Raw genomic sequence first — 25,995 nt, 5'->3', positions numbered from 1 at the left:
TGAAGAGAATATAATGACAAAAATAGGGGGCGAAAGCCCCTTATTTTTTTGCTGATCTTTTAATTGGTCGCCCGTATTTCTGCATTTTTTCTTTTGCATGATCCCTCCGGACGTTTACCTTTTTATTTTTATCGATTTTTTCATGAAAAGCAGCACCAACGGTTCCTCTTTTGGGCAGCTTCACGTCGAGCGTTTTCATGAAAATGTGGGGCTTTTCAAGTTCGGTCAGCACGTCTGAAATTTTCAGATTTTCCGGCAAGGATAGCATTGGAATCTGATAATTCATCAACCCTTCAATGTTCTCCTGAAATTCTTTTTCCTTTTCTGTAACAAAAGAAATCGCAATACCTTTTTTATCAGCCCTTCCGGTCCTGCCTATGCGGTGGATGTAATTTTCTGGAACTTCCGGCACATCAAAATTGAAAACGTGGGAAACTTCTGCTACGTCTAATCCCCTGGCAATGATATCTGTTGCAATGAGCAAGCGATAAGTACCTTCATGAAACTGCTTCACGCTGTTGAAACGGTGATTTTGTTCCTTGTTTGAGTGGATCACCCCGATTCGTTCAGGGAATTTTGTTTCCAGCTGTGCGTAAAGCTGATCTGCCAAATGTTTGGTAGCTGTAAAAACCAGGACTTTGGACATGCTCTCGTCTTCACTTAACAGCAATTCCAGAAGATTGACTTTCGTGTAAAAATTTGGTACATCATACGCCATTTGTTCAATGTTGTCCAGAGGCGTTCCTACCGGAGCGGCCTCAATACGCACAGGGTCATTGAAATAGGTCTGCATTAATACCTCTACCTCGGGGATAAGTGTCGCAGAAAACAAAAGATTTTGTCTTTTTTGCGGAAGCATATCGAGGATGTTTTTTAACTGGGTGCGAAAGCCGAGATTTAGCATTTCATCCACTTCATCAATAACCAGTTTTTTGATGGCCTTGGTTTTAAGGGAACCATTCTGAGCCAGATCAAACAGACGGCCCGGGGTGGCTACAACCACATCTGCTCCGTTTTTTAACTCGGCCATCTGCACCTTGATATTGCCGCCGCCATACACACCCACTGCGGTGAGTGTCATATAAGCCGCCAGTTTTTTTACTTCTTCCACAACCTGCACAACCAGTTCGCGCGTTGGGACGATGATCAGAAGCTGAGGTAACCGGTCTTTGGAATATTGGATTTGCCGAAGTGACGGCAATAAATAAGCGAAAGTTTTTCCTGTACCCGTTTGGGCAATTCCACACACATCTTTCCCTGACATCATCACGGAAAATACCTTTTCCTGAATGGTTGTAGGGGTTGTATAACCCAGATCCGCTAACGCGTTCAGTAAAGGCCTGGTGAGATTTAATTCTTCAAAAGTCATAACACTACTGCTAAATAATCCGCAAAGGTAATTCTAATCTCGCGTACATGACGACTTATGCTCAGAATAAGCTGAAAATAATAGGTTGTCCGCCGTGTTTGTTAGTCTGTAATATTGGGTCTGGTGTACAGCCAGGCCCACCAGATCAGGACAAATTGTAAGGGCAGACGAAGCAGTGCAAGCCATAAATATGGATTCTGTTGTCTGTAAAAACTGACCGCCATTTGAATATTTGCCGGAAAAACCACCACGAGCAGCAGGATAATAAGCCAGGCTCCCCAATAACGTGTTGTAGGAATGACCAGTAGAATGGCAAACAATAACTCACATGCTCCGCTGATATAAACCAGTTGCAACGGATAAGGCAGAAATTTGGGCATGATGCCCAGGAAGGTTTTAGGGGTTAAAAAGTGCATAACGCCCGTGAAGACAAAAAAGGCGGACATCAGGTAGAGGAAGAACTGTTTCATAAAACGTGTGTTTGGAAGTTAACAGGAATACCAAATGCTCATACCGAATTCTAATATATCGATTTTTCATAGATATATTTGCTCTTTAGTCGGTTATGGTTACATATCTCCCTCAATTTTAATGAAAGTTATTTTTACTGTTGTTGTTTATCTGTTTTCCATTTCTTCTGTTTTTAGTCAGTCGGTTTTGGAATGGTCTAACGATTATAAGCTGCAAAAATCAGATTTCGAAGCATCGAAAAATACTGGCGACGGCACGATGTATTCTGTACATGCGGCTATTTCGATCAACTTTGGATTTCAAATGAGCAATTACGAATTCATGTTTTCCAAAAACTTTAATTCGAAAGTGTCCCCGAGATTTGCCCGGAATGCTTCATACATCATTGCGCCTGATGACGATACTGCTGACAAACTTCTGAAACTGGCTCAGGTGGAGTTTGACCTGGCGGAACTATATGCAAGGAAATTCAGAAAACTGATGTTTGAAAACAAGAAGGCATTTTCTGAACCTGACTTTTACCAAAAGCTTTATGAAAAGGTATATGCAGAGTTCACCATGAGAAACTCGCAAATTGTTCAAAATACCAATATGGGTATGGCGGAACTAAGATTGAAGGAAAATCACGATCAGGTTTTGACGGAAATTGACGAACTGGCTGATTTTTGCAAAACCTGTAAGCCTAAAAAACGGAAAGTAGGAAAGGATTCCTGACCCTATTTCCTTTACGTATAAAGCCATATCGTGTGCTTATTTCAATGGATCATATTTTTGGTTTTCCACTTTACGTCCCCGGACATTTCCACATTATCAGACAGATTCAAAACCGATTTTGATATAATCCCACGCTAAGAAACGCGCTGTGTATTTTAGGGAAATGATTTACTGCGGGCTTGTAAAGACGTTAAAAAGTTAATTGATCATTCCTGAAAATAGATTGTTAGCGGAACGATTAATCCGCATAAAAGCTTTATTACCTTTGAAGATATGACGACAAAAGACGTTTGTCGGCTGTGAAAAATACTTAATGAAAGCGTGAATGAAACTTGTCGGAGAATTAAACCGTGTCGTAATAACAGGTCTTGGTGCTTTAACCCCGCTGGGGAACAATGTAAATGATTTCTGGCATGCTTTGGTAAATGGCGTAAGCGGAGCCGGTCCGATCACTAAATTCGATACGACAAACTTCAAAACAAAGTTTGCCTGTGAGATAAAGGGTTTTAATCCCCAGGATTTTTTCGATCGGAATGAGGCCCGTAAATATGATCCTTTCACGCAATATGCACTGGTTTCGGTGGCGGAGGCCATCGAGCACGCCGGAATTGATTTTGATAAACTGAATAAAAACCGTGTAGGCGTGATATGGGGAAGTGGCAATGGCGGGATTTATACCTTTCAGGAGGCCGTTTCTGAATTTGCAACAGGAAACGGAACACCGCGTTTCAACCCCTATTTTTATCCCAAAATGATCGTCGATATTGCGTCAGGCGTCATTTCCATCAAGTACGGCCTGCGGGGCGTAAATTTTACATCGGTTTCAGCCTGCGCCAGTGCCAATACGGCTATCATCGAAGCTTTTAATTTTATCCAATGGGGAAAGGCGGATATGATCATCACGGGTGGCTCCGAGGCTCCGATTTATGAAATTTCTGTGGGCGGTTTTAACGCTACGAAGGCGTTATCCACCAATAATGATCAGGCAGAAACAGCTTGCAAGCCATTCGATCCGGACCGAGATGGTTTTGTGATGGGTGAAGGAGCCGGTGCGATTATTTTAGAAAGCTACGAACATGCGGTTCGTCGCGGCGCCCATATCATCGCTGAAATTGTTGGCGGAGGCATGACGGCAGATGCCTATCATTTAACAAGTACAGACCCGGAGGGAGAAGGTACCTCACTGGCCATGGAACTGGCGTTGGAAGAGGCAGGTATTGCTGCTTCTCAAATTGATTATCTGAATGTACACGGAACAGCCTCACCAGTGGGTGATCTCAGTGAGTTATATTCGATTGAGAAAATATTCGGGTCCAAGCCTGATTTGGCGATAAGTGCCACCAAATCCATGACGGGGCATTTACTTGGCGCGGCAGGTGCCATTGAGGCGATCGCCTGTATTAAGGCAATCACCGACGATATTATTCCTCCCACCATCAATACACTTAAAATCGAACCTGTGTTCGAAGGTAAATTTGACCTGACGCTTGGAAACGCAAAACAACGGACGGTTCAGTATGCGATGAATAATACACTTGGTTTCGGGGGGCACATTGCTTCGAGTATTTTCAAGAAATTTGAGTAAGCAATATCCCGAATTATCCCGCGATCGCATGCAGGTTTAAATGATTAAAAAAGGCATCCGTTCCGGGATGCCTTTTTGCTTATGAATGAAGTGTAAAATGACTAGCGGGTTCTCAAACGACCGGATTTTTTGTCATAAGTTCCTAAAGGGAAACTTAGTCCGGCATTAATTCCCCAGTTGTTGTTCTTAATGTTTGCGGAGGATTTTGAAACATCCAGCAATCCCACGCCGTATCTGACGTCAAAATTTAACCACATCTTTCTGCTCAGTTTATAATTAAAACCTGCGCCACCGGTAATACCCAGGTCAAAGACATTGTAGTTTCTGTGGTTTGAATCTCCGTTGATGTTATCTCCGTTTTTGTTTTTGGCACTTACAAGGAAATTCAGACTTGGTCCCACAAATAATTTTGGACGTAAACGATCCCCATATCGACCAAAAAAGAAGGTGAAAAACAATGGAGCCTGGATGTAATTCAGGTTAATCTCGTCGGTTTTATTATTGATTTGTGCGCCCATTTGCGTAAATAATAATTGTCCGCTGAAACCAAATCCTGTTTTTGAGCTGTAATTGTAAAAACCTCCAATGGTTAGTCCCGGCTTCCAGTTCGTGTTTGAAATATCTCCACGTAAATTAGCTATGGAAACGCCTGCGATAGGCCCGATGGAAACATTCTCCTGAGCAAAGGCAGAAGAAATGCTTACAGTCAGGGTTAATAAAAGAATAATACAATTTTTCATATAAGTACGACTAAGTTGGTTAAGCCATACTGATCAAATTTTATGCCAGTCAATGTAAATAACACCGTTTTTTGAACTTGCTTTGGTAATCAAGGTCATATGCGATGATTACAATTTTACGATAGGGGAGATTATGGGAAAATTGTGGTAAGATGTCTACAAAATTGCTTTAAAAGTGATTAAAAATCGTCCTCGTCATCAAAAATGGTCATGTTCGGAATCTGGTAGGTTTTAAGGAACATTTTCAATAGACTCGGTTCCTTCCATCGTTTCAGTGTATTTTTTATTTCCTTTATTTCTGCCTTCACCTCATTGATATTCGTATTAAAACGAACGACCACGGTTGTCAGAGAATTTGCGTGTTCGGGTTTGAGGCCGCACAAATAAGATATCTGCTGCTGAATATCTGCTTTTTCTTTTTCAAGCTCTTCAACCTGTTGTTTAAGGACGAGGTTGTAATAGGTCAGCTGTTCTTTTCCCAGGTTTTCCAGGTGATCCTGATCAATCCGTTCAAACTCGATTTGCAGTTTTAGCAGTTCACGCAGGTTATTTTCCTGATAGGTCTGGGTGACGCGCTGCATGATCTCTGTTTTTCGCAGCTTTTCAGCCTCGTCCGTTTCCAGATCGGGATGGAACGCTTTCACCAGATCCATGTAAACCTTTCTGACGGATTTTGTCGTTTTTTGCTGCTGTAAAATCTGTCTGGCGCCTTCCTGCTGGGCTTTCGCCTTTTCAGCTCTTAGCTCGGCTTTGATCCGTTCCTGTTCTTCGGCATCCAGCTCATGAAACGGCTCTTCTTCCGTAATCTCATTTTCCTCAGCAAGAAGTTTACTATCGATCAGTTGAGAATCCGAAAGTTTTAATTCTTTCAGTGCCGTTTCGAAATCAATTTCACTGTATTTATTGAAAATAGGAAGAAGCTCTTCAAACTTGTAGTTAACGATCAGGTCAAGCGAAATTTCCGAGATCAGGTAAGCGAGTTTGGTAAGATATGCTTTTCTGTATAAGTCTTTTTCATACATCCGGTCGAGGTGACGTACCAGTTCAACCCGGAATGACTGAAATTCCATCACAATCGGATTGTATTCTTTTTGCACACGTTCCACCAAAAGATAATAGGCCTTACGAAGTTCCGGAATCAGTGTATCCAGCTGTTCAATTTTGTCGGATAACTGATTAAATTCTTTCTGACGTTTGTTTAAAACTGTCTTAGGCTGCCCAATACGCAGCACACTTGATTTTTGCATAATTCTGTTTTAAAATATTTCAAAGGCTTTTTGAAAGTCGGGTATTTGTTTCTTACCCGTCGGATGGCCAAAAAAGCCATCCGACGGGCCGCCTCGTCCGACGGTTTTTTGCCGTCGGACGGGTAAAAAAACTCCGGAGTAAGTTAACAAAAATTATCCCCGGGATAATTCCTAGAAACCAAGTTCCTGGTAAGAAATCAGGATAATGGCCACCACGGCAAGGGCAAGTCCAAGTCTGTTCAGGTTATTAAGTTTTTCTTTGTACAAAATCCAGGCGGCCAGGGAAGAAACCAGCATGCTCAGGATATTGTAAATCGGGAAAACAAAGGCGGCGCTGTTGCCGAATGAGCCCAAAGCCTGTAATAAAAAATAAAGGGAAAGGAAATTGGGGACACCCAAGATTAAACCGCCGACAACACTGCGGAGAAGCAGTTTTTCGCTGCCAAAAAATATTTTGTAAAGCAGCAGCAAGGTGCCGATCAGAATAGCGCCTGAGCAGGCAATGATCATGAACAGCGTCGTTTGCTCGGGTCGGTAATACTGCATCGTCAGATAATTGATCAGCGTATTGTTGGTCCCGCTCGCCAAAAAAGTGAAAACAGGAAGAAGCCAGGCGTAAGATAAGACTGAGACTTCCAACGGCTGATCGTGCGCAAAAGCCGTACTTTTTGCTTTCGTTTGCATGACGCCTAAAGCGAGTGCAACCAGGGCAATAACCAGTCCTGTGTAGTTCAGGACGGTAAACTCCTTGTTCGTATTTTTGAAAATAAAAAGCCCGAATAGCACCGGAATGACCAGCGACATATTGCCCGCCAGCGAAGCCGCCGTGACGCTTACTTTTTGCGCCGTCATCCCGATTGACATAAAGGCGACCACAAACAAGGTTCCAAGCGCCAGTGTTAATACTGTCCCCTGCGAATTCCATTGTATTTCACCGAATGCCTTTAAGTCGGGTGTTAAGACAAGCCCAGTCAATACGCAAGAATAATAGTTAAAAACCACCGCATGGAAAGAATTGACCTGATATTTCGGATAAGACCGCATGATCAGGTAAAGGGCAACAGTAAAGAGGACGGCGAGTAAAAAGTATAGCATCGGCAATGACTTAGCTCAAACTGGAAAGTACTTCGTCTACCACACGCGGGAAATGCTCGTGTTCCAGCACATGGATCTTATCCGCAACGGTGTCTGCGTCATCGGTTTCTGTTACTTCACAGGTCGTTTGGAAAATGATATTGCCTTCATCATAATGCTGGTTGACATAATGGATGGTAATACCCGATTCTTTTTCCTTACTGGCAACGACCGCTTCATGCACAAAATGACCATACATACCTTTTCCTCCGAATTTTGGAAGCAAAGCCGGGTGGATATTGACCATCCGGTCAGGGAATGCTTCAACCAATGAAGCCGGGATCAGCATCATAAAACCGGCGAGAACGATTAAGTCGATCTTGTTATTTGTCAACAGATCCAGAATGCGTTCGGTTTCGTAAAAAGTTTTCCTGTCAAAAACGACAACGGGAATATGCAGACGGCGTGCACGCTCAATAACGCCGGCTTTTGGATTGTTGGTCAGGATCAATGTAACCTGCACATCGGAACGTTCGGCAAAATACTCGCTGATTTTTTCAGCGTTGGATCCGGAACCTGATGCGAAAATGGCAATATGTTTCATTTGACGGCCGCCGCAGCGGTTGAAAGTTGAAAGTGGAAAGTCAGAAGTTGACCGGTTGTGCCTGTCACTTTGAATTTCCGGAAATTTTGAAATAATTGGCAAAGCTATAAAAAAGAATGGCTTCCGGGCTTAATTCGGAAGCCGTTCTTTATATCTTTTAGATTTGTTGTGCGGTTTGTCAGTAAATTTTTGTTAGCTCACTTCTGCCAAATAGTTTGCCTTTACGGTACGATTCGGTTTTTAGATCCCAAAGGACACCCGGCGCGCGCCATGAGATGGTGTTGATATCAACGGTTATGCCAAAACCCATTTTTGTCTCCATTTTCATGTCCGAGGTAATTTTGTAGGCGTCAAAAGTTCCGGCAGGGATGGTGATTTTTTCCTGGCTTTCCACTTTTCTGTTCGAGATCAGCATGTTGAAAATCATCGTCATCGGTCCGGATGTTCCTTCGCCTTTCATCGAAGCATCTTTCAGTTTTTCCCCGACCGTAAACTTGTTGGGGAATTCGATATTGGTCGAAGTGAATTTCATCTGAAAATTTTCAAACGATTTCATCTGTTCCTGATTGATCAGCGTACTTGCGTCCAGAAACAGCGTGTTGCCGTCACATTTCATTTCGTAGGTATTTTTTAATTCGGATTTGCCTTTTGTATTAAAGGATTCCATATCAATGGTAATAACCGACATCGCGCCCTGAGAAGTTACCTTGGCGATTTTATACGTCATGGTGCCAATCAGCTTGCCTTTGCCGTCGTAATTTGCCATTTCAAACCCGGTTCCCGCTTTCATGTTTGTGCCCATGCAGTCTTGAGCGCGGATGCTGACGATGCTTGAAATAAAGACAGCCAATAATAGTAAAATTTTACTTTTCATAAGGATGTTCATTTAGGTGATTTGATTGGTCAGTTATGCCCATACCATCGTGATAAGGCCCAGCAACATAATTAATTTACATAAAGAACTGATCTTTTTGAAATCACGGCGGGTATCCGAGCGGTTTAGTGTGTATACAAGCCATCCGATCGGGAATAATAGCAAAAGAAAAAGTACGGCAAGCACCGGATTGTTGAGGGTGTGCGCCATGAAAAACAAGGTCGTGACGAATATGAAAATAATACAGTACAGAAAATGTTTCGTCCGCCTGATTCCCCAGATGATCGGGAGGGTACGGCAACCATGCGCTTCGTCGCCGCGGATATCTTCCATGTCTTTGACGATTTCCCGGATCAGGGAAATAAAGAAAGAGAAAACTGCATAGATGAATACAAGCTGGCGGTTTTCGGGGTAGCGTATGGTCAGAATTAAAAGTGTAAAACCCGTCAGCAGTGACACGATAAGGTTCCCGATAAAGGGCGCACGTTTGTAACGTTCGGAATAAAACCAGAGCATGGTGATTGATACCACATTGACGAGGAATACCCAATGACTTACCAGAAGGCCCAGGGCGGCTCCAAGCACATTTAATACCTGATGCGCGCCCATTGCCCAGCGTCTTTTCAGATAACGGCCGACAACAACACGTTCGGGTTTGTTAACGATATCAATTTTAATGTCGAAATAATCATTGATGATATAGCCGGCTGCCGCAATACAAACCGTAGAAAGGGAAAGAATAAACAAGTCGGGATCACTGATGATTTTTCTCCACTCATGTCTCGGGCCAATCAACAAAATGCGCGTAAGGTACTGCGTAACAGCCACAATGAGCAGATTGCTCGTGCGGACCAGACGCAGGCTTCCGGCAACAAAATCCCAAAATCTTACTTTCGGTCTTAAAGACACATTCATGAAGGTTATTAAAAATATACGCAGGTTCAGACATTAAAATTATTCATTTTATGTCAATTAAGGAATTATTAAAATCTTTCTCTAACACTTCGGGATAAAAAAGCACTGATTTTGTGTTAGCTATGAATCATAGGTCTGTTTACAAAAGTTCGTCGTGCTTAAACTTAAATTATTTCACTCAGAACATAGAAATTTAAAATTATGAAAATAGGCATTGTGTGCTACCCAACCTTTGGAGGTAGTGGCGTAGTTGCTACGGAACTAGGGAAAGCACTTGCAAAAGAGGGCCACCAGGTACATTTCATTACGTATTCTCAACCTCAGCGACTGGATTTTTTCAATGAAAACCTTTATTACCACGAAGTAAATATACCAGCCTATCCATTGTTTCAATACCCGCCTTATGAATCGGCTTTGTCGAGCCATATGGTGCATGTGGTGAAGATGGAAAAACTGGACCTGCTTCATGTGCATTATGCCATACCGCACGCTTCATCCGCTTATCTTGCCAAGCAAATCCTTGCCCAGCAAGGCATTCATATCCCGATCATCACCACATTGCATGGTACGGATATCACCCTGGTTGGAAAAGATGAATCTTATGAGCCTGTTGTAACTTTCAGTATCAATCAGTCGGATGGGATAACAGCCGTTTCAGAATCGCTTAAAAATGATACCTACCGGCACTTTGCTGTTACAAAAGATATTGAAGTAATCCCGAATTTTATCGATCTGAGCCGTTTTAACAGGCAAAAAAAGGATCATTTCAAACTTGCGATCTGCCCTAACAACGAAAAGCTGATCGTGCACACGTCGAATTTCCGTAAAGTTAAAAGGATTGACGATGTGATCATGATTTTCCATCAACTCCGTGATATTACACCAAGTAAGCTGCTGTTGGTTGGCGATGGGCCGGATCGTGCGCGGATCGAACGTTTATGCCGCGATCTTGACATGCTTTCAGACGTTCGTTTTCTGGGTAAACTGGACGCCATCGAAGAAGTGTTATCTGTGGCTGATCTGTTCCTAATGCCTTCGGAATCTGAAAGTTTTGGACTGGCAGCCCTGGAAGCGCTGGCTTGTGAGGTGCCGCTGATTACTTCCAACGCGGGCGGATTGCCGGAGCTTAACATTCCGGGTGTAACCGGATTTTTAAGTGATATCGGCGATGTTGATGATATGGTAAAAAATGCGGCCTATATTTTGCTGGATGAAAATTTGCCGAGATTCAAGGACAATGCCCTTGCCAGAGCGAAGGAATTTGATGTGGCAAGGATCTTGCCGCATTACGAATCTTACTACGAACGGGTGATCGAAAACAGTAAGGCAACTGTATAACGACTTACAAACAGGACATTTATAGCCGGGTTTTCTCAACTGTATATGTCCTGTTTTATTTTTGAATATTTTCATACCAATCATAAAAACGTTGTAACTAAGAAATATTTGCGAAATCAGGTTAGGGATGTATCAGCCGTCCATGAACTGATTCTCATTTTTTTGCCGTTTGTCAACAAGGTACACCATTCTTCAAGGCGATTGGATGATTTGACAGGTTTTCGTTATATTCGTGTGTTTATTTTAGTGGGTTTCTCGTTATAACGGAGATATAAAACTTTTGAGAGATGAAAATTTTATTTAATGTTCTTGTCATATTCTTTTTGTTATTAGCGTTTGTTCCGGTTTTTCGCCGGTTTATGTTCCATTTACTGGTGGGAAGGCAGTTGGTGAAGGAGCAGAAAAGGCAGGAAAAAGCTTATGAGCAAAAGAAGAAGGCAGGCATTCGTGTTGATAGCGTACCACCGGATGTTAACCAGTCTCGTTTCCGCGGAGGTGAATACGTGGATTATGAGGAGGTTAAATAGGAAAAAGATATTTTTTAATTAAAATTTAATTGGGCCCGGAATCTTTGGATTTTGGGCTTTTTTTGCGTTCACACCGATTACAAATCGGGGCGAACGCAAAAAAAGCCCGGCGTTTAAACCGGGCTTTTCATTTATATTTCTCTAAAACCTAGCGGCTCAGATATAAGTTACGTTCTCCGTAGATTTTCTGGAAGAACTCGTCCTGCAAATCGTCAATGAAGTAAATTGCCTCACCGGTTGATTTCATTTCAGGCCCTAACTCCTTATTTACATTCGGGAATTTATTGAATGAGAATACCGGGATTTTAATTGCCCAACCTTTTTTTACCGGGTTGAAAGTAAAATCGCTCAGTTTTTTATCTCCCAACATTAGCTTCGTAGCGTAGTTAACGTAAGGCTCCTGGTATGCTTTACAGATAAAGGGAACTGTACGTGAAGCACGTGGATTCGCTTCGATCACGTAAACAATGCCGTTTTTCACCGCGAACTGAACGTTGATAAGCCCTTTCACATTCATCGCCAGTGCGATTTTACGTGTATGTTCGTTAATCTGACGAATTTCGTCTTCTGTTAAATCGAATGGAGGAAGTGCTGCGTGTGAATCTCCTGAGTGGATACCAGCCGGCTCGATATGCTCCATCACACCGATGATGTAAGCGTCCTCTCCATCACAGATCGCATCGGCTTCTGCTTCAAGCGCTCCTTCAAGGAAGTGATCCAGAAGAATGTTGTTGTCCGGAATGTCACGAAGAATTTTTACCACGTGGTTTTCCAGTTCTTTCTCGTTGATCACGATTTTCATGTTCTGACCGCCTAGTACATAACTTGGACGAACCAGAAGCGGGAAGCCTAACGTGCGGGAAAGTTCAACAGCTGCGTCGGCCGTTCTTACCGTTCCGAATTTAGGATAAGGAATCCCAAGTTCTTCGAGCAATGGAGAGAAACGTCCGCGATCTTCGGCCCAGTCAAGTGAATTGTAGCTGGTTCCGATGATTTTGATACCGTATTTCTCTAATTTTTCAGCCATTTTCAAAGCCGTTTGTCCACCAAGCTGAACAATGACACCTTCCGGTTTTTCATGTTCGATGATGTCAAAAACGTGCTCCCAGAATACCGGCTCAAAGTATAATTTGTCGGAGATATCCGGGTCGGTTGAAACTGTTTCAGGGTTACAGTTGATCATGATCGTTTCATAACCGGCTTCTTTTGCAGCCAACACACCGTGTACACAAGAGTAGTCAAACTCGATCCCTTGTCCGATACGGTTTGGTCCTGAACCCAGCACGACAACCTTTTTCTTATCTGACACAATCGACTCGTTGTCAGGAGTTTCCTGCGACGAATTGAATGTTGAATAGTAATATGGAGTTTTTGCTTCAAATTCCGCAGCGCAGGTATCCACACATTTGTAGACACGTTTGATGCCCAGTTCTTTACGTCTGTCATACACCTTGCTTTCTTTTGTACTAAGCAAATGTGCAATCTGACGGTCGGCATAACCTTTTTGTTTTGCCGTCAGGAACAGGTCTTTTGGAAGGTCAGACAGTTCAAATTTCTCAATTTCGTGTTCCAGTTCGATCAGCTCTTCGATCTGGCGAAGGAACCATGCATCGATTTTGGTAAGATTCTGGATTGTTTTGAAAGACAAACCGATCTTGAATGCATCGTAAATGTGGAACAGACGATCCCAGCTTGGGTGTTGCAAGCTATATTTGATCGCTTCCTGGTCGCGCAACTCACGTCCGTCAGCACCAAGTCCGTTTCTACGGATTTCAAGTGACTGACAAGCTTTTTGTAATGCTTCCTGGAAGTTACGGCCGATACCCATGGCCTCACCAACTGATTTCATCTGCAAGCCAAGTGAACGATCGGCTCCCTGGAATTTATCAAAGTTCCAGCGCGGTACTTTAACGATTACATAGTCAATGGATGGTTCGAAGAAGGCCGAAGTACTTCCTGTGATCGGGTTGATCAACTCGTCTAGGTTATATCCAATCGCCATTTTTGCAGCGATTTTTGCAATGGGGTAACCCGTTGCCTTCGATGCAAGTGCAGAAGAACGGGAAACACGCGGGTTAATTTCAATCGCGATGATCTGATCGTCAGCCGGGTTTACCGAGAACTGAACGTTACATCCACCGGCGAATTTCCCGATACCGTCCATCATTTTGATAGCCAGGTCGCGCATTTGCTGGTAAAGCGTATCAGGAAGTGTCATAGCCGGTGCGACTGTGATACTATCTCCTGTGTGAACCCCCATCGGGTCAAAGTTCTCAATCGAACAGATGATGATGAAGTTTCCTTTGCTATCGCGTAAAAGTTCAAGCTCGTATTCTTTCCAGCCCATAGCACTTTGTTCTACCAGCACTTCGTGCGTGGGAGAGGCGTGCAAGCCGTTTGTAAGTGCTTTGTCGAAATCCTCAGCTCTTTCCACAAATCCACCGCCTGTTCCACCCAGGGTGAAAGAAGGACGGATAACCAATGGGAAACCAATTTCCTGAGCAATTTCTTTTCCTTCTAAAAATGATCTTGCCGTGCGTCCTTTACAAACGTTCACGTCAAGTTCAAGCATTTTAAGACGGAATTTTTCTCTGTCCTCAGTCGTCTCGATCGCTTTGATGTCGACACCAATAATATCTACATCATACTTTTTCCAAATGCCGGCCTTATCGCAATCGATCGCTAAGTTAAGGGCTGTCTGACCACCCATTGTTGGCAAAACTGCATCAATCGGCTTCCCAAGTGCCCTGTGTTTTTCAAGAATCTCGATGATATATTTCTTCTCCAACGGCAGCAGATACACATGATCAGCGCTAATTGGATCCGTCATGATCGTGGCAGGGTTCGAGTTGATCAGTACAACTTCTATACCTTCTTCACGAAGTGAGCGGGCTGCTTGAGAGCCAGCGTAGTCGAACTCACAGGCCTGACCAATGATGATGGGACCAGAACCGATAATTAGAACGGACTTGATATTCGGATTTTTGGGCACAGTAAATGGTAATTTGTAGAATTTTGGAAATAACTTTTAATAACTTCGGAGCGCACCTGATATTTTTTCCTTTTGAATAAAAGGGGTTCGTTCAAAAATTCCACAAAGTTAATTCACATATTGGAAAAAGAATACTGAATGTTCAAAAAAAGTGTATAACGTATTTGCATATCGGGAAGGGTTTGGATCGGTTTTGTTTATAATTTTAGTAGTATGTTTGGTGAAGTAGTTGTATTGTAATTTATTGTATGGGTGAAATAGATAATAAGTTGCTTTATCGACTTATTCTGGGTTTTGTGGCGGTAAATATTATCGCGACAATCATGCATGAATATGGACATTTTTTCATAGCAAAATACCTTGGTTACGACGCAAGAGTCAGTTATGGTTTCACAACCTGGACAAATCCGGGATATCAGGATTTTTTTGACAGCCTCACAAGGGATGAAAGAATCAAGATCAGGACCAATGAATATTTTCCGAAAAAGGATGATTATGAGGCGTTGATGAAGCGGATAAAAGATGAGGCTTTTATGATAACCCTCGCCGGACCGCTGTTAACCATGCTGATTGGAACATTCGGACTGATTGCTGCCTTTTGGAATAAGGATAAATTTGGGGAAGAAGCATACGCATTGAAAAAATGGGTAGTGATTTTTATAGCCCTGTTCTGGCTAAGGGCGCCGGGGAATTATGTGCTGGATTTACTGATTACGGTACAAAGAGGTCGTTTCCCTTTAAGCAATGATGAAGCGATCCTGGCTCGTTACCTGGGTTTTGACGCCTGGTCCATTTCATTTGTTTTGGCGGTGTTGGGGCTTATTATGGTGTATATTGTCTACAAAAAGTTTATTCCTGACCCGGATAAAACCACTTTTTTACTCGGCGGTTTGATTGGCGGCGTGGGAGGATATTTATTATGGCTTTTCATGCTCGGTCCGATTGTAATGCCCTGAGTTTAAAACATATTGAATACCCTATTGGTACGGAACCATGGAAGGCGCCGAAATATCAAAATCCCGCAGTCTCAACGGCGTATTGCCCTCAATGGCATAACGCATACTGGATGATGTTCCGGGAATATTCGGATAAAAACCAATACGCAACTGTAGTGTATTGATGGAAAGATTTTCATTTCTCAGCCGCATGCCCAGCCCGTAGCCCTGATAGACGGGTGCCTGCCATAAATGTATTTTGTCTTGTGTAACGATGCCTAAATCGATAAATGCATAATACGCGATACGGAAACCAAGTAAACTTTTTTCGGAAAAATAAACCGTTTCCAGACCCAGGGTTAATTTTTTTGTGCCAATAAGCCGGTCGCTGCTGATGCCTCGGATTCCATTTTCCTTACTGATATTAATATAGTCAACGGGGTCTCGATTGAGCCCTCTGGTGTAGCGCAAGGTGATGAACTGTCTGAAATAACTGTAACGAAACGGTATCAACTTACTGATATAATTGGTTTGCGCACTGATAACGCCTGGTTGCTTGCGGTCTGTTTTGAAATAAGACCCAACATTGACAATACCATACAGATAGCCGGAATTATGGGAAAGATAATTTCCGGTTGCAAACTGGACGCCGGCATATCCCCTCTGTCCAAATTCCGTATTTTCATTGCCCACGGTGAGGGAAAACAAGCTTCCGACCGGAACGTCCTCCGTTCTACCGAAGCCGTAAATCAATACGTCCCTTTTATAACTCCGGTTCGAATAACCGAAACTCATCAGTGTGGCGCTCCGGTCCCAATAGATTTTGTTCGTATCCGCCCTTACCTCAGGCCGTTGTGTGAAATTATATTTATTATGCCTTAAAGCAAAGACCAGACGGGATTTTTCGCCGAGTGCTGAGTTTTTAAAGGGGAACTTGAAAGATCTTCCCAGCCATGCGTCGTAGTAATAATAACCGGTACGGTAGCGATTCTCTATTTCGGGGTCATCAAGGTTTCTTTTGATTTGCCGTAAACTGGCGTGCCCGGCTTCAAAAGAGCCGGCGTATTTTGTCTCTGTGGTAAGAAAGGAGCGGGAAAAGACAAGCGACTGTATCTCCTGATCCCGTTCGTAGATAAAATTGGCTTGCCCGGTAATAAACGTTTTACCAATGTAAGGAATGGTGTAAATCGTCCGGAATTGAAATTTTCGCAGCGAATCGCTCGCATCATAGCGGATTTTAGTGAGCTGGGAATGCGTTGTCCCGTTGACGTTCGTGTTGTTGAGCCCGAGGCTGAATTTATTGAGTTTGCTGGGACTGACTGAAATGTTCCAGGACCAGGAGTCCTGAATCAGCACGACAATATCGGCCATCCAGGTGACGTCCGTTCTGGGTACGACGATGATACGCGCATCGGTGATGGTCCCGTTTTTTCTTAACAGACGTTCGTTATCACGTAAAACACTGGCCTGAATTTCATCACCTTCAGAGAACCGGAGAAAGGATTTACGGATAATGCGCTCGCGGGTATTGGTGTGGAAATTCTTGCTTAGAAAACGTTCGAGCTGTTTACTTTCCCGGGTGGTATCATACACGGATTCCCCTAAAACATTCAGCTGTTTAATGATTATTTTCCGGATCACCATTCCCTCATATTGCGTAAAGGGATTTGTTTCAATGGTTTTTACCTCCGCAATTTTCCCCTGATTGTACACATCGCGGAATAACAACCGGTATATGGACCTCGAAAATTTTGTTTTCGACATCCGGATTTTGAGATTGGTATAACGCACACTGTCCATGTTGATACCGGTATTCCTGAGGCTATCCGTCCTTTGGGCCAAGAGCGGGGTGGTGATGATCAGGAAAAGTAACAGGTATCTAAACATGGGCACATAGCAATGAACAAATCATTAGACAATATATAAACGTACGAATGTCAGATGTAGTGGGATTGAACCCGGTTTTCTAATATGAAGTTTTGGCTAATATTGGTTAAGGTAATAAAATGTTTGTCAATTTCCAGCTTGCTGAATCGCATTAATAACTTCGTCGGTCTGGCTCGGTGCCGGCGCTTTTTTGGTGGCGAATTTTCCGTTTGGTTTAATAATGGCGAACGTTGCGCTGTCCAGCGGATTCAGCTTGATCAGTAATTCTATCAACTGATTGCTGTTCAAAAACAGGTGTACACCTTTGAGCTGGTGTCTTACAATGTATTGTTTGACAAGATCCGTTGAAACGGCAACCTCTTCATTGGGCAGGTGTACGTAAAGGAACTCCACCGTTGTCGGCAGGCGCGACCGCAATGCGGATGCATAGTCAAGCTCTTCACGACTTTTTGGATCATCGATATTCCATTTGAGCAGATAAAGGGTTTTTCCCTTATACAAATCGACGATATTACTAATGAAATCATTGCCTCTGCCTTCCGATTCGGCAAGCCAGTATTCTGGCAAAACTTCGGTCGGTGTTGGTTTTGTACCTCTGAAGGCCATCATCTTAGCCATATTAACACTGTCTTTTACTTCCAGCCTGACAAGTTCGTTTAGCGACTGGCGGAACTGTGAAGATTTTAGGCGCGTCTGGATGTAATCATTGAGTACAACCTGATTTTTATAGGAAAATTTGTGGAAATTTTCCGGAAGATAACGCGCACTTAAAAAGTCGGATGCCACGCTGTCGAATAATGAATGATTGGATCTGCTGTCGGCTTCAAACGCAAAAAATAAATCAAGCTTCGAACTGCTTCTTTTGTAAAGCGTGTTTAGAAAATCCAGTTCGATTTTTTCTGCTTTACCTCGCCCGATGATACCGTTCAGTTTTTCTGCTTCATCCTCAGAGAAAGGCCCCGTATGGTCTTTGATCATGGTCGCCATCAGTTTTACCTGAAGAGAACTGGCGCGGGAACCCGAGTTTAACCTTTCTTCTTTTTTGATGTCTGCAAAATTGCCTAAGCGATCGGCAAGAGAAACACGCTGTGCCGTCAAAGGACTTTGGTTCAGTCTGCTGAGATCTGTAAATGACTTATTAGATGAAGGTGTTTCCAGCGGATTGCTCAGATAATATTCGTACAGGTTTTGCAGTTTTTCATCGTCCGTGATGCTTTGAGTCCATTGTGTCAGCGACGGATCGCTGATGCCCGACGTCATTTTTCCGATCACGGTCGAGCGAAGGTCAGCCCGGTTTGCCGCTGCGGTTTCTGCCGCTGCCGGACTTTTTTCCCAGAATGTTTTGTAAAAATTAGTACCTAAAACGCTGTTGGCAGTGAAAGCCTTATTGAGTGCGGCAAGATATTCGGCGTACTGATTATTTGCCGTAGCGTTAACACCGGCAAAGTAGAACAGCTTTTTTGCTTTTGAGATGGAATCCCCGTCGAAGGTTATCTCTATTTCTCCTTTTGAACCCAAAAAGGCAGTACCGGCTTTTCCGTTATAATCCAGGTAGATCTCTTCATTTGGAAAAAAAACAGGGAGAGAAACCCGGAAAGTCCCATCAGCCTGCAAGGGTGCCTGTTTGGTTAGCTCGGATTTCGGTTGAAGAATGTTATTACGCGAAAAGGTAATTGCGGGCGCCTGTCGGTATAAACGGCCTGTCAGATTTAGTATCCGGCCTTTGATAATCAGGGAATCGGTAGAGGCAAATCCGTTTAAAGAAACGCACAATAAAATAACGACGACTGTTAGAGGAAATTTAGTTCGCATGTTGATCAGTAATTAATTACGAAAAATACTGAGCCTTTACCAAGCAAACAAATTTGTAACCTAAATTTCGATAGGACAGGGTTGAACAAAAGCGCAAATGACAGAACATAACCGGTTAAAGCCCGCGAAATCATTCTGTCATTGACGCAATATTTACTCAGTCATGCGCATAGCGCACGTGTATGCCATGGTATTTTTCCTGTGCACTATAATCTTTTCTTAACGGATGTCCTTCCCAGTCTTCCGGAAGAAGGATTCTGCGCAGGTCCGGATGATTTTCAAAATGAATACCCATCAGGTCAAAGGCCTCTCTTTCATGCCAGTCGGCGGTACGCCAGATATGGCTGACGGTTGAAACAGATGGCAAGGGCTGCTCTGCGGTATTACGTGGAAAAACAATTTTAATGGTCAGCGCGTGTCCATAAGGAATAGAAATCAGGTGATAGATCAATTCCATGGTGGCAACCGCCGGACCGTTGTCAATTGCCGTGATACAGGGCAGATAATCAAAATACAAACGTTCGTCCTCAAAAAGAAACCGGCAGATATCAGCAATCCTGTCAGCCGGAGCCGTTAAAATTGGCTGAGGCCCTTTTTCCTCTGAACCTATGCTTTCACCAAACTGTGAAATGAGGATCTGTTTTATTGCTTCAAAATCCATATGTAGATTCGATGATTCATTCGGTAATAACTAAACAGCTTCGGCTTTTTGCTCCATTTCCAAAAAAAGTTCAGGCGCCAGCGGATGTTCTCCGCGGATTTTTTCCTGTAATTTCATAAATCCTCCGATCAGTGCTTCGGGCCGGGGTGGGCAGCCCGGAACGTATACATCCACGGGAATAATACGGTCAACTCCTTTCACCACGTGATAGCCATGTTCCCAGTAAGGACCGCCGCAATTGGAACAGCTTCCCATGGAGATCACATAGCGCGGCTCGGGCATCTGTTCATACAAACGACGGATCCGGTCGGCCATCTTGAAAGTTACCGTTCCGGCTACGATCATCACGTCGGACTGACGGGGGGAAGGGCGTGGCATGATACCAAATCGTTCCAAATCATAATGGGAAGCATACGTTGCCATCATTTCAATAGCACAGCAGGCGAGTCCGAAACCCATTGGCCATAAGGAAGATAACCTGGCCCAGTTCATTAAATCTTCTGCGTTTGTCAGTATAATCCCACCGTCACCGGTTTTTATTCTTTCACTCATCAGCTATCACTTTCAGTAGTAATTCTCTGGTACAATATTTGCTCATGCAAGAGCGAATCGGTTTCTATGCAAAAGTAGTCATAAATGACAAGAAATGGCCTTTTATAAGCGTTAGATTGCAAACACTTCAACTTATTCCGGATATGAAAAACAAATTACTTTTCAGCATTTTTTTTGCTACCCTGATGGTTAACGTAACCTTTGCGGAGGAAGGTTCGGATACGACTGCAACAACGAAAAAATTCAGGAGCGGAATGGCCGTTTATGCCGAATTCGGAGTGCTGTCAAACAGCAGTTTTAAAGCCATTCGCAATGAAATGAGAGCGCAGAATATCAAACCTTTTGAAAGTCTTATGGCCTCGGTCGTGCTGGCCAAAAGGATGGAAACGGAACGTTTTTTTGCGGAAAGCAGGCTTATTCTGATGAACAGCACGAAATTTAATGATGATGAAAATGTCCGCCGTGGCAAGTTTTGGGGAATCGGGATCGGCGCGGATGCCAGTCCTAAATTTGTAAATTCTTCTCACTGGAATGTGCTGATTCCGATTGGCTGGGATCTGATGTTGTATCAGTTGCGGGTCAAAAGTAATCAGACTGCGACTTTTGGTCAGGTAAATCAAAACCCGAATGCCTATAGTGCTGTGAAGCTGCATGCGGCGAGTTTTAATTTACATGCCGGCATAGGCGTGGATTATAAAATGAATTTATTCCCAAAAGTTTACGACAAGGTTTATATCAGCAGCAAAGTTACCTATCATCTGCCGATTATCCGGTCAGACAGATGGCGGGGCGATGATGTAAAAGTAACGGATCTGCCATCGTTTAAGCCCAATCAGTTGTATGCGCAGATCGGGCTGGTTTTCTTTCCAAAAAGCAAGCACCGGATGTGGGGAAGAATGCATTGATCAAGCTTTATAACCAAAACGACTTCCTTTTCGGGAAGTCGTTTTGGTTATATGAAATTTTTAAAATCAGATCTTTTTATATTTTTCATTCACCTGTTTGTACAAATCAATAGGAACAGGCGATTTTACTTCCGGGATCTGGGGTTGCGGGCGCACCCAATCTAGGTACCCTTTCACCCATGCGTATGCCAGTCCAAGAACCAGTATTGCCACAAAAACGGTCATTTCTGCCATCGCAAACCAGCCCCATTGGCCGTTTGTCTGTTCGATAAGGTCTTCATTTCCAAAAACGACAGCCCAGGGAAAAAGAAATAAAAGTTCAACTTCAAACAAAACAAAAATCAGCGCCACAACATAAAAACGTACGTTGAACTGCACATTGGCATTGCCAAGCGGATCTTCTCCCGACTCGTATGTGGTAAGTTTTTCTTCGTTGGGTCTGTCAGGACGTAAAAACTTAGCAACGGTAAGTACGACTCCGATCAGTGCAAGAGCGGCAATAATGAACAGTAATATATAACCAAAATCAGTCAGCATAACGCAGGAAACGGGTTTTTGCAAAGCTAAGGATTTTTGATAAAGGCGCAGGCAAAATCATCGAAGAAAGTGCAGGCTGCAATCAGCAAAAGCAGATTGCGCAGCGTGGTATTTTTAGAGTATGCTGAGGATAATGGTACGAAGACTTAGGCCAATGACCAGAATACCAACCATTAACATCAAAGGTTTGCGTTTTATTTTCCCCACAACCAGCGCACCAAAAGGAGCGGCTATCACACCACCGACGATCAGTCCGAGAACGACCTGCCAGCTGTTTACGCCATGAAAAATAAGGAAAGTAATACCGCTGGCAAACGTTACAACAAATTCGGCCGCATTAACAGAGCCGATCGTATAGCGTGGGTCGCGGCCCTGGCCAAGCAGTGTGGAAGTGACGATAGGTCCCCAGCCGCCGCCGCCGATAGAATCCATAAATCCGCCCGTAGCAGCCAAAAGACCGATACGTTTTGTTTTATTTTTTACAAAATTCTTTTGAATGGCTTTACGGACGATAATCACGCCGAGGATCAGCATGTAAAAAGCAATGTAAGGTTTGATCACATTGCCGTCAATCACGTCCGAAAGCAGGTAAGCGCCTGTTATAGCTCCTAACACACCGGGAATCAAAAGTCCTTTGAAAAGTTTTTTATTGATATTTTTAAATCGGAAATGCGATATCGCTGAGGCGCCGGTCGTGAACATTTCAGCCACGTGAACGCTGGCGCTGCTGACGGCCGGTGTTACGCCAAGACTTAATAAAAATGAGGTGGATGTTACGCCATAAGCCATGCCAAGCGCACCGTCGACGACCTGAGCGGCCAGTCCAACCAAAAGATACAACGCGAAATCACTCGCCAGAAACGTTTCAATGCTGGTTTCAGTAACGGATAAAGTGCCGTTTAAAAACAAAAAACCGATAAACAGAATGAATACACTGATTGGTAAAATGTACCAGACAGGCCGTGTTGGAAGCTTTAAGGAGAGAACTTTTTGTAACATTACTTTTCCTATTAATATTCAGTATTTGTAGAGTCAGTTTGCAAAGCTACTAAAACCATTAAATCTACCAAATTAATAGAGTAAATTAATTGAAAATTAGTTCCTTATCTGTTGTGCCGGAAGTGCTGTGTGTTTGGTGAAAAGTGGCTGGAAAAGGGTAGTGCCTGGTTTTTGAAACCGTCACCAGGCACGTTTTAAATCCTGTTATTTTTCCAGCCACACTACTTTCTGGACCGGGTTATGATCCTGCCCAATAATGTCTCTGTACAAATCCGGACGACGGGCTTTGATATATCGGGAACCGCCGGCTCTTTCCAGTTTTTCCGGTGTCAGGGTTGCGATGGCGATGGCGTTGTCCAGCTCACGGCATTCCGCGATAACATCTCCGTAGGGGTCCAGGATCATGGAGCAGCCATTTTTTAACTGATCATCATCCATCCCGATCGGATTTGAAAAAATGGCGTAAATCGCGTTATCGTAGGCACGGGCCGGGAGCCATTTCATCAGCCAGTCGCGTCCTTTAGCACCATCAAATTCCTGACGAAGAGAAGTGGGATCGGTTTCCCGGTTTTGCCATAATGCAGGATCTACAAACCCCGCACCCGGCCTTGTGGAAGGTGTGCACATAGTGACGTGCGGCATAAAAATGATATCGGCTCCTAGTAATTTGGTTGCTCTCACATTTTCAATAATGTTGTTATCATAGCAGATCAGTATGCCGCATTTCCATCCAAAAAGGTCAAAAACGACATATTCATTTCCTGGCGTCAGGTGCGGATTGATGAACGGATGAAGTTTGCGAAATTTGGCAACCAGACCGTTTTCATCTACGCAAGCATAGGCTTTGTAAATTTTATCATCCAAATCCTTTTCAAACAAACCTGCCAGGATAACGATCTGATGTTTTCGGGCTATTGCCGCAAGTTTTGTTATACTTGGACCATCCGGAATAAATTCAGCGACAGCCAAAAGTTGTTCCCGCGATAAGTGCCGCGCGAACGTGTAACCCGTTACGGAGCACTCGTGAAAGGCGATAACTTTGGCACCTTTGCTGGCTGCCTGCTGCGCGAGCTGATCAATCATTTGAAGGTTATAGGCTTTGTCAGCGCTCCGGTTTTCGAACTGGGCTGTTGCAATTTTAATGTTCTTCATAGCTTTTGTCATTTGATGATTCAAAAGTAAGAGAATCGGGGCCAGAAAAATTGTACAAATCCGACGCAGGTTTAATAGCTACTTAACCGGTGTTATCGGAACCAGATTGGCAGCCAAAGGCGGATTTTGGGAAATGTATTGTTTGGGCGTAATACCGGAGATATTTTTTAGTTCGCGGATTAAGTGCGCCTGATCATAAAATCCGGAATCATAACCCAGCGAGGTTAACGAAGTTTCCAAAGGCCGGTTCCTTAGTAGTTTGAGAAAAAACTGGATTCTGGTTAAGCCTGAATAACGTTTGGGTGAAATTCCGATGTGTTCTTCAAATGTTCTTTGCAGTTGTCGCTCACTAATTTGTAAATTGGATAGAAGCGAGTTTATCGGTAAATTTCCATGATGTAGGTGAATAAGTCTCACGGCCTCTGTCGCAATGGTTCCTGAGTAATGTTGCGTTTTTCTGTTGACTATGAGAAAATTTTCAACGACTTTGATCCGGCTGTATATGTCACCCCGTTCCTGTATTTTTTCAAGGAGCAGATCGGTTTTGTTTCCGAAAAAGCAACCTGAGTCGATGATCTCATTTTTTAATTCGGTAGCGGGAAGTTTTAGAAAGGCGGAGGAGCCGTAGGGATGAAATACCGCGATTATCAGGCCGAATTTACCCTTTGCAATAATATTCTGATAAGCATCAAGCTGGCCATAAACAAAGCTTTGGGGAAGTACCGCGTTTTTTTTACTACCTGCTTCCTGATGTAATAACGGATCGCTGAAATTAAATACGATTCCCGTGTTTCCATCTGAAAACATGCGGTGACAGGTTCCGGCACTGAAATTACTTTCAAGAATCAGAAAATGTTTGATAACATCGGCGAGAATCGGAGATGGAGAAAGCTGCATGACTTTAACCTCGTTTTTAGCTATTCAAAATTAAGTTAAAGTCATGGTAAAAATAGATTTGCACAACAACTTATGCTTTTTTTGCCCATAAACTCTGCCCGGTAAATCCGCTTCGCGTTAATAGATCGGCAGCCAGTTTACTGCGTTTTCCACTTTGACAGTAAAAAACGACTGTTTTGTCGGGAGACATTTGGTTTAGGTTTTCCGGAAGATCGGGCAGCGGAATGTTGATGCCGCCGATGAAATCTTCCTCAAATTCATATTCTTCCCGGACGTCTATGAGCTGAATTTTGTCCGGTTCGGATTCCAGCAAATTTTCAAGATCATCCATCAGGATCTCATGAGCGTCTTTTTCCGGAATTTTATTAGTCACTGCTGCAATGGCCGTTTGTGCAGGTGCAGGGAAATCAGCGGATCTTGAAAAGTTGAAAATGTTTATGGTGTTGTTGAGTGCACTGATAACAAGCAGTTTTCCAGACAAAATTTCGCCTATGCCACAAATGATTTTAATTGCCTCATTGGCCATGTAGGTACCGATGATACCCGGTAAAATTCCGATAACGCCCGCAACTTCACAGTTATCGCCTTCTTCCGCTTCCGGGAAAAGACAGCGGTAGGTTGGGCCATTATTATAATTAAAAACAGACACCTGACCTTCAAAACGCAGTATGGAACCGAAAACAAGCGGTTTGTTTAAAGCAACACACATGTCATTAGCAAGATATCGTGTCGGGAAATTGTCTGATCCGTCGATCACGATATCATAACCGGAGATTATTTCTGTCGCATTTTCTTCATCAAGACGGACCGGAATCGCTATCAGATTAACGAAAGGATTCATGGCGGATAGTTTGGCAACGGCCGTTTCCGCTTTACACTTTCCTACATCGGCCGCAGCGTACAGAATCTGGCGGTGAAGATTGGTGATGTCCACGGTATCATTGTCGATCACACCGATCGTCCCGACACCGGCCGCAGTCAGATATTGCAACACCGGACAACCTAAACCACCGGCGCCAATGACAAGCACCTTTGCCGCCTTGAGTTTTTCTTGTCCGGTCAAACCCATTTCGGACAGGATGATCTGACGACTGTATCTTTTTCGTTCTGATGATTCCACTGTAATTTATTTCGGTGCGCTGCACCTTTATATCTTCGTTAACAATATCAGCTTTCTACAAATATTTGGCCGCTTTGCGGCAAGGTTA

General features: G+C 43.5%; 24 protein-coding genes. 6 read left to right on the top strand and 18 right to left on the bottom strand.

What is annotated here, in order from left to right; genetic code table 11:
- Positions 1-40: 40 nt before the first annotated feature.
- Positions 41-1,369 (bottom strand): DEAD/DEAH box helicase, encoded by a 1,329-nt coding sequence (locus RB622_RS01565; protein ID WP_308044725.1) that lies wholly within the window; start codon positions 1,367-1,369, stop codon positions 41-43.
- Between the two features lie 101 nt (positions 1,370-1,470).
- Positions 1,471-1,839 (bottom strand): DoxX family protein, encoded by a 369-nt coding sequence (locus tag RB622_RS01560; protein ID WP_308044724.1) that lies wholly within the window; start codon positions 1,837-1,839, stop codon positions 1,471-1,473.
- Between the two features lie 121 nt (positions 1,840-1,960).
- On the opposite strand from RB622_RS01560, the gene RB622_RS01555 reads away from it, so the two are divergent.
- Both RB622_RS01555 and fabF read left to right on the top strand, forming a co-directional pair.
- On the top strand, positions 1,961-2,554 hold the full coding sequence (locus RB622_RS01555) for a hypothetical protein (protein ID WP_308044722.1): 594 nt from the start codon (positions 1,961-1,963) through the stop codon (positions 2,552-2,554).
- 325 nt (positions 2,555-2,879) lie between these two features.
- Positions 2,880-4,139 (top strand): beta-ketoacyl-ACP synthase II, encoded by a 1,260-nt coding sequence (fabF, locus tag RB622_RS01550; RefSeq protein WP_308044721.1) that lies wholly within the window; start codon positions 2,880-2,882, stop codon positions 4,137-4,139.
- 101 nt (positions 4,140-4,240) lie between these two features.
- Here fabF and RB622_RS01545 read toward each other — a convergent pair whose 3' ends face one another.
- The 6 genes from RB622_RS01545 to RB622_RS01520 form a co-directional block, all read right to left on the bottom strand.
- A complete protein-coding gene (locus RB622_RS01545; protein ID WP_308044720.1) occupies positions 4,241-4,879 on the bottom strand; it encodes a porin family protein in 639 nt (212 codons plus the stop codon).
- Between the two features lie 179 nt (positions 4,880-5,058).
- Complete coding sequence (locus RB622_RS01540) at positions 5,059-6,126, bottom strand: hypothetical protein (RefSeq protein WP_308044719.1); 1,068 nt, start codon at positions 6,124-6,126, stop codon at positions 5,059-5,061.
- 171 nt (positions 6,127-6,297) lie between these two features.
- The gene (locus RB622_RS01535) at positions 6,298-7,221 is read right to left on the bottom strand and encodes a hypothetical protein (protein WP_308044718.1); all 924 of its coding nucleotides are present in this window, start codon (positions 7,219-7,221) and stop codon (positions 6,298-6,300) included.
- Between the two features lie 10 nt (positions 7,222-7,231).
- Positions 7,232-7,804: a phosphoribosylglycinamide formyltransferase gene (gene purN / locus RB622_RS01530; protein WP_308044746.1), complete on the bottom strand. Its 573-nt coding sequence runs from the start codon at positions 7,802-7,804 to the stop codon at positions 7,232-7,234.
- A gap of 178 nt (positions 7,805-7,982) precedes the next feature.
- Positions 7,983-8,678, bottom strand: a complete 696-nt coding sequence (locus RB622_RS01525; protein WP_308044717.1) for a hypothetical protein — start codon at positions 8,676-8,678, stop codon at positions 7,983-7,985.
- 33 nt (positions 8,679-8,711) lie between these two features.
- A complete protein-coding gene (locus RB622_RS01520; protein ID WP_308044716.1) occupies positions 8,712-9,593 on the bottom strand; it encodes a geranylgeranylglycerol-phosphate geranylgeranyltransferase in 882 nt (293 codons plus the stop codon).
- 201 nt (positions 9,594-9,794) lie between these two features.
- On the opposite strand from RB622_RS01520, the gene bshA reads away from it, so the two are divergent.
- Together bshA and RB622_RS01510 are read left to right on the top strand one after the other, a co-directional pair.
- Positions 9,795-10,931 (top strand): N-acetyl-alpha-D-glucosaminyl L-malate synthase BshA, encoded by a 1,137-nt coding sequence (bshA, locus tag RB622_RS01515; RefSeq protein WP_308044715.1) that lies wholly within the window; start codon positions 9,795-9,797, stop codon positions 10,929-10,931.
- Positions 10,932-11,218: 287 nt separating this feature from the next.
- Positions 11,219-11,458 carry a DUF4834 domain-containing protein gene (locus RB622_RS01510; RefSeq protein ID WP_308044714.1) on the top strand — a complete coding sequence of 80 codons (240 nt, stop codon included), beginning with the start codon at positions 11,219-11,221 and terminating at the stop codon, positions 11,456-11,458.
- A 148-nt stretch (positions 11,459-11,606) separates the two neighbouring features.
- Here RB622_RS01510 and carB read toward each other — a convergent pair whose 3' ends face one another.
- Complete coding sequence (gene carB / locus RB622_RS01505) at positions 11,607-14,450, bottom strand: carbamoyl-phosphate synthase large subunit (protein WP_308044713.1); 2,844 nt, start codon at positions 14,448-14,450, stop codon at positions 11,607-11,609.
- A 248-nt stretch (positions 14,451-14,698) separates the two neighbouring features.
- On the opposite strand from carB, the gene RB622_RS01500 reads away from it, so the two are divergent.
- Positions 14,699-15,406 (top strand): hypothetical protein, encoded by a 708-nt coding sequence (locus RB622_RS01500; RefSeq protein WP_308044712.1) that lies wholly within the window; start codon positions 14,699-14,701, stop codon positions 15,404-15,406.
- A 21-nt stretch (positions 15,407-15,427) separates the two neighbouring features.
- On the opposite strand, the gene RB622_RS01495 is transcribed toward RB622_RS01500, so the two are convergent.
- The 4 genes from RB622_RS01495 to nuoB form a co-directional block, all read right to left on the bottom strand.
- On the bottom strand, positions 15,428-17,272 hold the full coding sequence (locus tag RB622_RS01495) for a hypothetical protein (RefSeq protein ID WP_308044711.1): 1,845 nt from the start codon (positions 17,270-17,272) through the stop codon (positions 15,428-15,430).
- 126 nt (positions 17,273-17,398) lie between these two features.
- Positions 17,399-19,084 (bottom strand): hypothetical protein, encoded by a 1,686-nt coding sequence (locus RB622_RS01490; RefSeq protein WP_308044710.1) that lies wholly within the window; start codon positions 19,082-19,084, stop codon positions 17,399-17,401.
- Positions 19,085-19,241: 157 nt separating this feature from the next.
- The gene (locus RB622_RS01485) at positions 19,242-19,745 is read right to left on the bottom strand and encodes an NADH-quinone oxidoreductase subunit C (protein WP_308044709.1); all 504 of its coding nucleotides are present in this window, start codon (positions 19,743-19,745) and stop codon (positions 19,242-19,244) included.
- A 30-nt stretch (positions 19,746-19,775) separates the two neighbouring features.
- Entirely contained in the window at positions 19,776-20,297 is a 522-nt protein-coding gene (gene nuoB, locus RB622_RS01480) for an NADH-quinone oxidoreductase subunit NuoB (RefSeq protein WP_308044708.1), read from the bottom strand.
- 143 nt (positions 20,298-20,440) lie between these two features.
- Here nuoB and RB622_RS01475 point away from each other — a divergent pair, with 143 nt between their 5' ends.
- A complete protein-coding gene (locus RB622_RS01475) occupies positions 20,441-21,202 on the top strand; it encodes a hypothetical protein (protein WP_308044707.1) in 762 nt (253 codons plus the stop codon).
- A 66-nt stretch (positions 21,203-21,268) separates the two neighbouring features.
- Here the strand turns inward: RB622_RS01475 and RB622_RS01470 are convergent, their stop codons facing one another.
- The 5 genes from RB622_RS01470 to RB622_RS01450 all read right to left on the bottom strand — a co-directional run bounded on the left by RB622_RS01470 (position 21,269) and on the right by RB622_RS01450 (position 25,907).
- Positions 21,269-21,739 (bottom strand): NADH-quinone oxidoreductase subunit A, encoded by a 471-nt coding sequence (locus tag RB622_RS01470; protein WP_308044745.1) that lies wholly within the window; start codon positions 21,737-21,739, stop codon positions 21,269-21,271.
- A 114-nt stretch (positions 21,740-21,853) separates the two neighbouring features.
- Positions 21,854-22,738: a sulfite exporter TauE/SafE family protein gene (locus tag RB622_RS01465; RefSeq protein WP_308044706.1), complete on the bottom strand. Its 885-nt coding sequence runs from the start codon at positions 22,736-22,738 to the stop codon at positions 21,854-21,856.
- Between the two features lie 204 nt (positions 22,739-22,942).
- The gene (locus RB622_RS01460) at positions 22,943-23,890 is read right to left on the bottom strand and encodes a nitrilase family protein (RefSeq protein WP_308044705.1); all 948 of its coding nucleotides are present in this window, start codon (positions 23,888-23,890) and stop codon (positions 22,943-22,945) included.
- A 78-nt stretch (positions 23,891-23,968) separates the two neighbouring features.
- Positions 23,969-24,787, bottom strand: a complete 819-nt coding sequence (locus RB622_RS01455) for a helix-turn-helix transcriptional regulator (protein ID WP_308044703.1) — start codon at positions 24,785-24,787, stop codon at positions 23,969-23,971.
- A 70-nt stretch (positions 24,788-24,857) separates the two neighbouring features.
- Positions 24,858-25,907, bottom strand: coding sequence for a HesA/MoeB/ThiF family protein (locus tag RB622_RS01450; protein WP_308044702.1), 1,050 nt, complete (start codon positions 25,905-25,907; stop codon positions 24,858-24,860).
- Between the last annotated feature and the right edge of the window lie 88 nt (positions 25,908-25,995).

The organism is Dyadobacter sp. LHD-138, assembly GCF_030929615.1.
In the GTDB taxonomy this organism is placed as follows: domain Bacteria; phylum Bacteroidota; class Bacteroidia; order Cytophagales; family Spirosomataceae; genus Dyadobacter.
Note: the sequence above shows the minus strand (reverse complement) of the source record. Positions and strands in the feature narration are given on the sequence as shown.

Coding starts and splice junctions, on each gene's coding strand:
- RB622_RS01565 (WP_308044725.1), bottom strand. CDS start 1,369: ATGACTTTTGAAGAATTAAATCTCACCAGGCCTTTACTGAACGCGTTA.
- RB622_RS01560 (WP_308044724.1), bottom strand. CDS start 1,839: ATGAAACAGTTCTTCCTCTACCTGATGTCCGCCTTTTTTGTCTTCACG.
- RB622_RS01555 (WP_308044722.1), top strand. CDS start 1,961: ATGAAAGTTATTTTTACTGTTGTTGTTTATCTGTTTTCCATTTCTTCT.
- fabF (WP_308044721.1), top strand. CDS start 2,880: ATGAAACTTGTCGGAGAATTAAACCGTGTCGTAATAACAGGTCTTGGT.
- RB622_RS01545 (WP_308044720.1), bottom strand. CDS start 4,879: ATGAAAAATTGTATTATTCTTTTATTAACCCTGACTGTAAGCATTTCT.
- RB622_RS01540 (WP_308044719.1), bottom strand. CDS start 6,126: ATGCAAAAATCAAGTGTGCTGCGTATTGGGCAGCCTAAGACAGTTTTA.
- RB622_RS01535 (WP_308044718.1), bottom strand. CDS start 7,221: ATGCTATACTTTTTACTCGCCGTCCTCTTTACTGTTGCCCTTTACCTG.
- purN (WP_308044746.1), bottom strand. CDS start 7,804: ATGAAACATATTGCCATTTTCGCATCAGGTTCCGGATCCAACGCTGAA.
- RB622_RS01525 (WP_308044717.1), bottom strand. CDS start 8,678: ATGAAAAGTAAAATTTTACTATTATTGGCTGTCTTTATTTCAAGCATC.
- RB622_RS01520 (WP_308044716.1), bottom strand. CDS start 9,593: ATGAATGTGTCTTTAAGACCGAAAGTAAGATTTTGGGATTTTGTTGCC.
- bshA (WP_308044715.1), top strand. CDS start 9,795: ATGAAAATAGGCATTGTGTGCTACCCAACCTTTGGAGGTAGTGGCGTA.
- RB622_RS01510 (WP_308044714.1), top strand. CDS start 11,219: ATGAAAATTTTATTTAATGTTCTTGTCATATTCTTTTTGTTATTAGCG.
- RB622_RS01500 (WP_308044712.1), top strand. CDS start 14,699: ATGGGTGAAATAGATAATAAGTTGCTTTATCGACTTATTCTGGGTTTT.
- RB622_RS01495 (WP_308044711.1), bottom strand. CDS start 17,272: ATGTTTAGATACCTGTTACTTTTCCTGATCATCACCACCCCGCTCTTG.
- RB622_RS01490 (WP_308044710.1), bottom strand. CDS start 19,084: ATGCGAACTAAATTTCCTCTAACAGTCGTCGTTATTTTATTGTGCGTT.
- RB622_RS01485 (WP_308044709.1), bottom strand. CDS start 19,745: ATGGATTTTGAAGCAATAAAACAGATCCTCATTTCACAGTTTGGTGAA.
- nuoB (WP_308044708.1), bottom strand. CDS start 20,297: ATGAGTGAAAGAATAAAAACCGGTGACGGTGGGATTATACTGACAAAC.
- RB622_RS01475 (WP_308044707.1), top strand. CDS start 20,441: ATGAAAAACAAATTACTTTTCAGCATTTTTTTTGCTACCCTGATGGTT.
- RB622_RS01470 (WP_308044745.1), bottom strand. CDS start 21,739: ATGCTGACTGATTTTGGTTATATATTACTGTTCATTATTGCCGCTCTT.
- RB622_RS01465 (WP_308044706.1), bottom strand. CDS start 22,738: ATGTTACAAAAAGTTCTCTCCTTAAAGCTTCCAACACGGCCTGTCTGG.
- RB622_RS01460 (WP_308044705.1), bottom strand. CDS start 23,890: ATGAAGAACATTAAAATTGCAACAGCCCAGTTCGAAAACCGGAGCGCT.
- RB622_RS01455 (WP_308044703.1), bottom strand. CDS start 24,787: ATGCAGCTTTCTCCATCTCCGATTCTCGCCGATGTTATCAAACATTTT.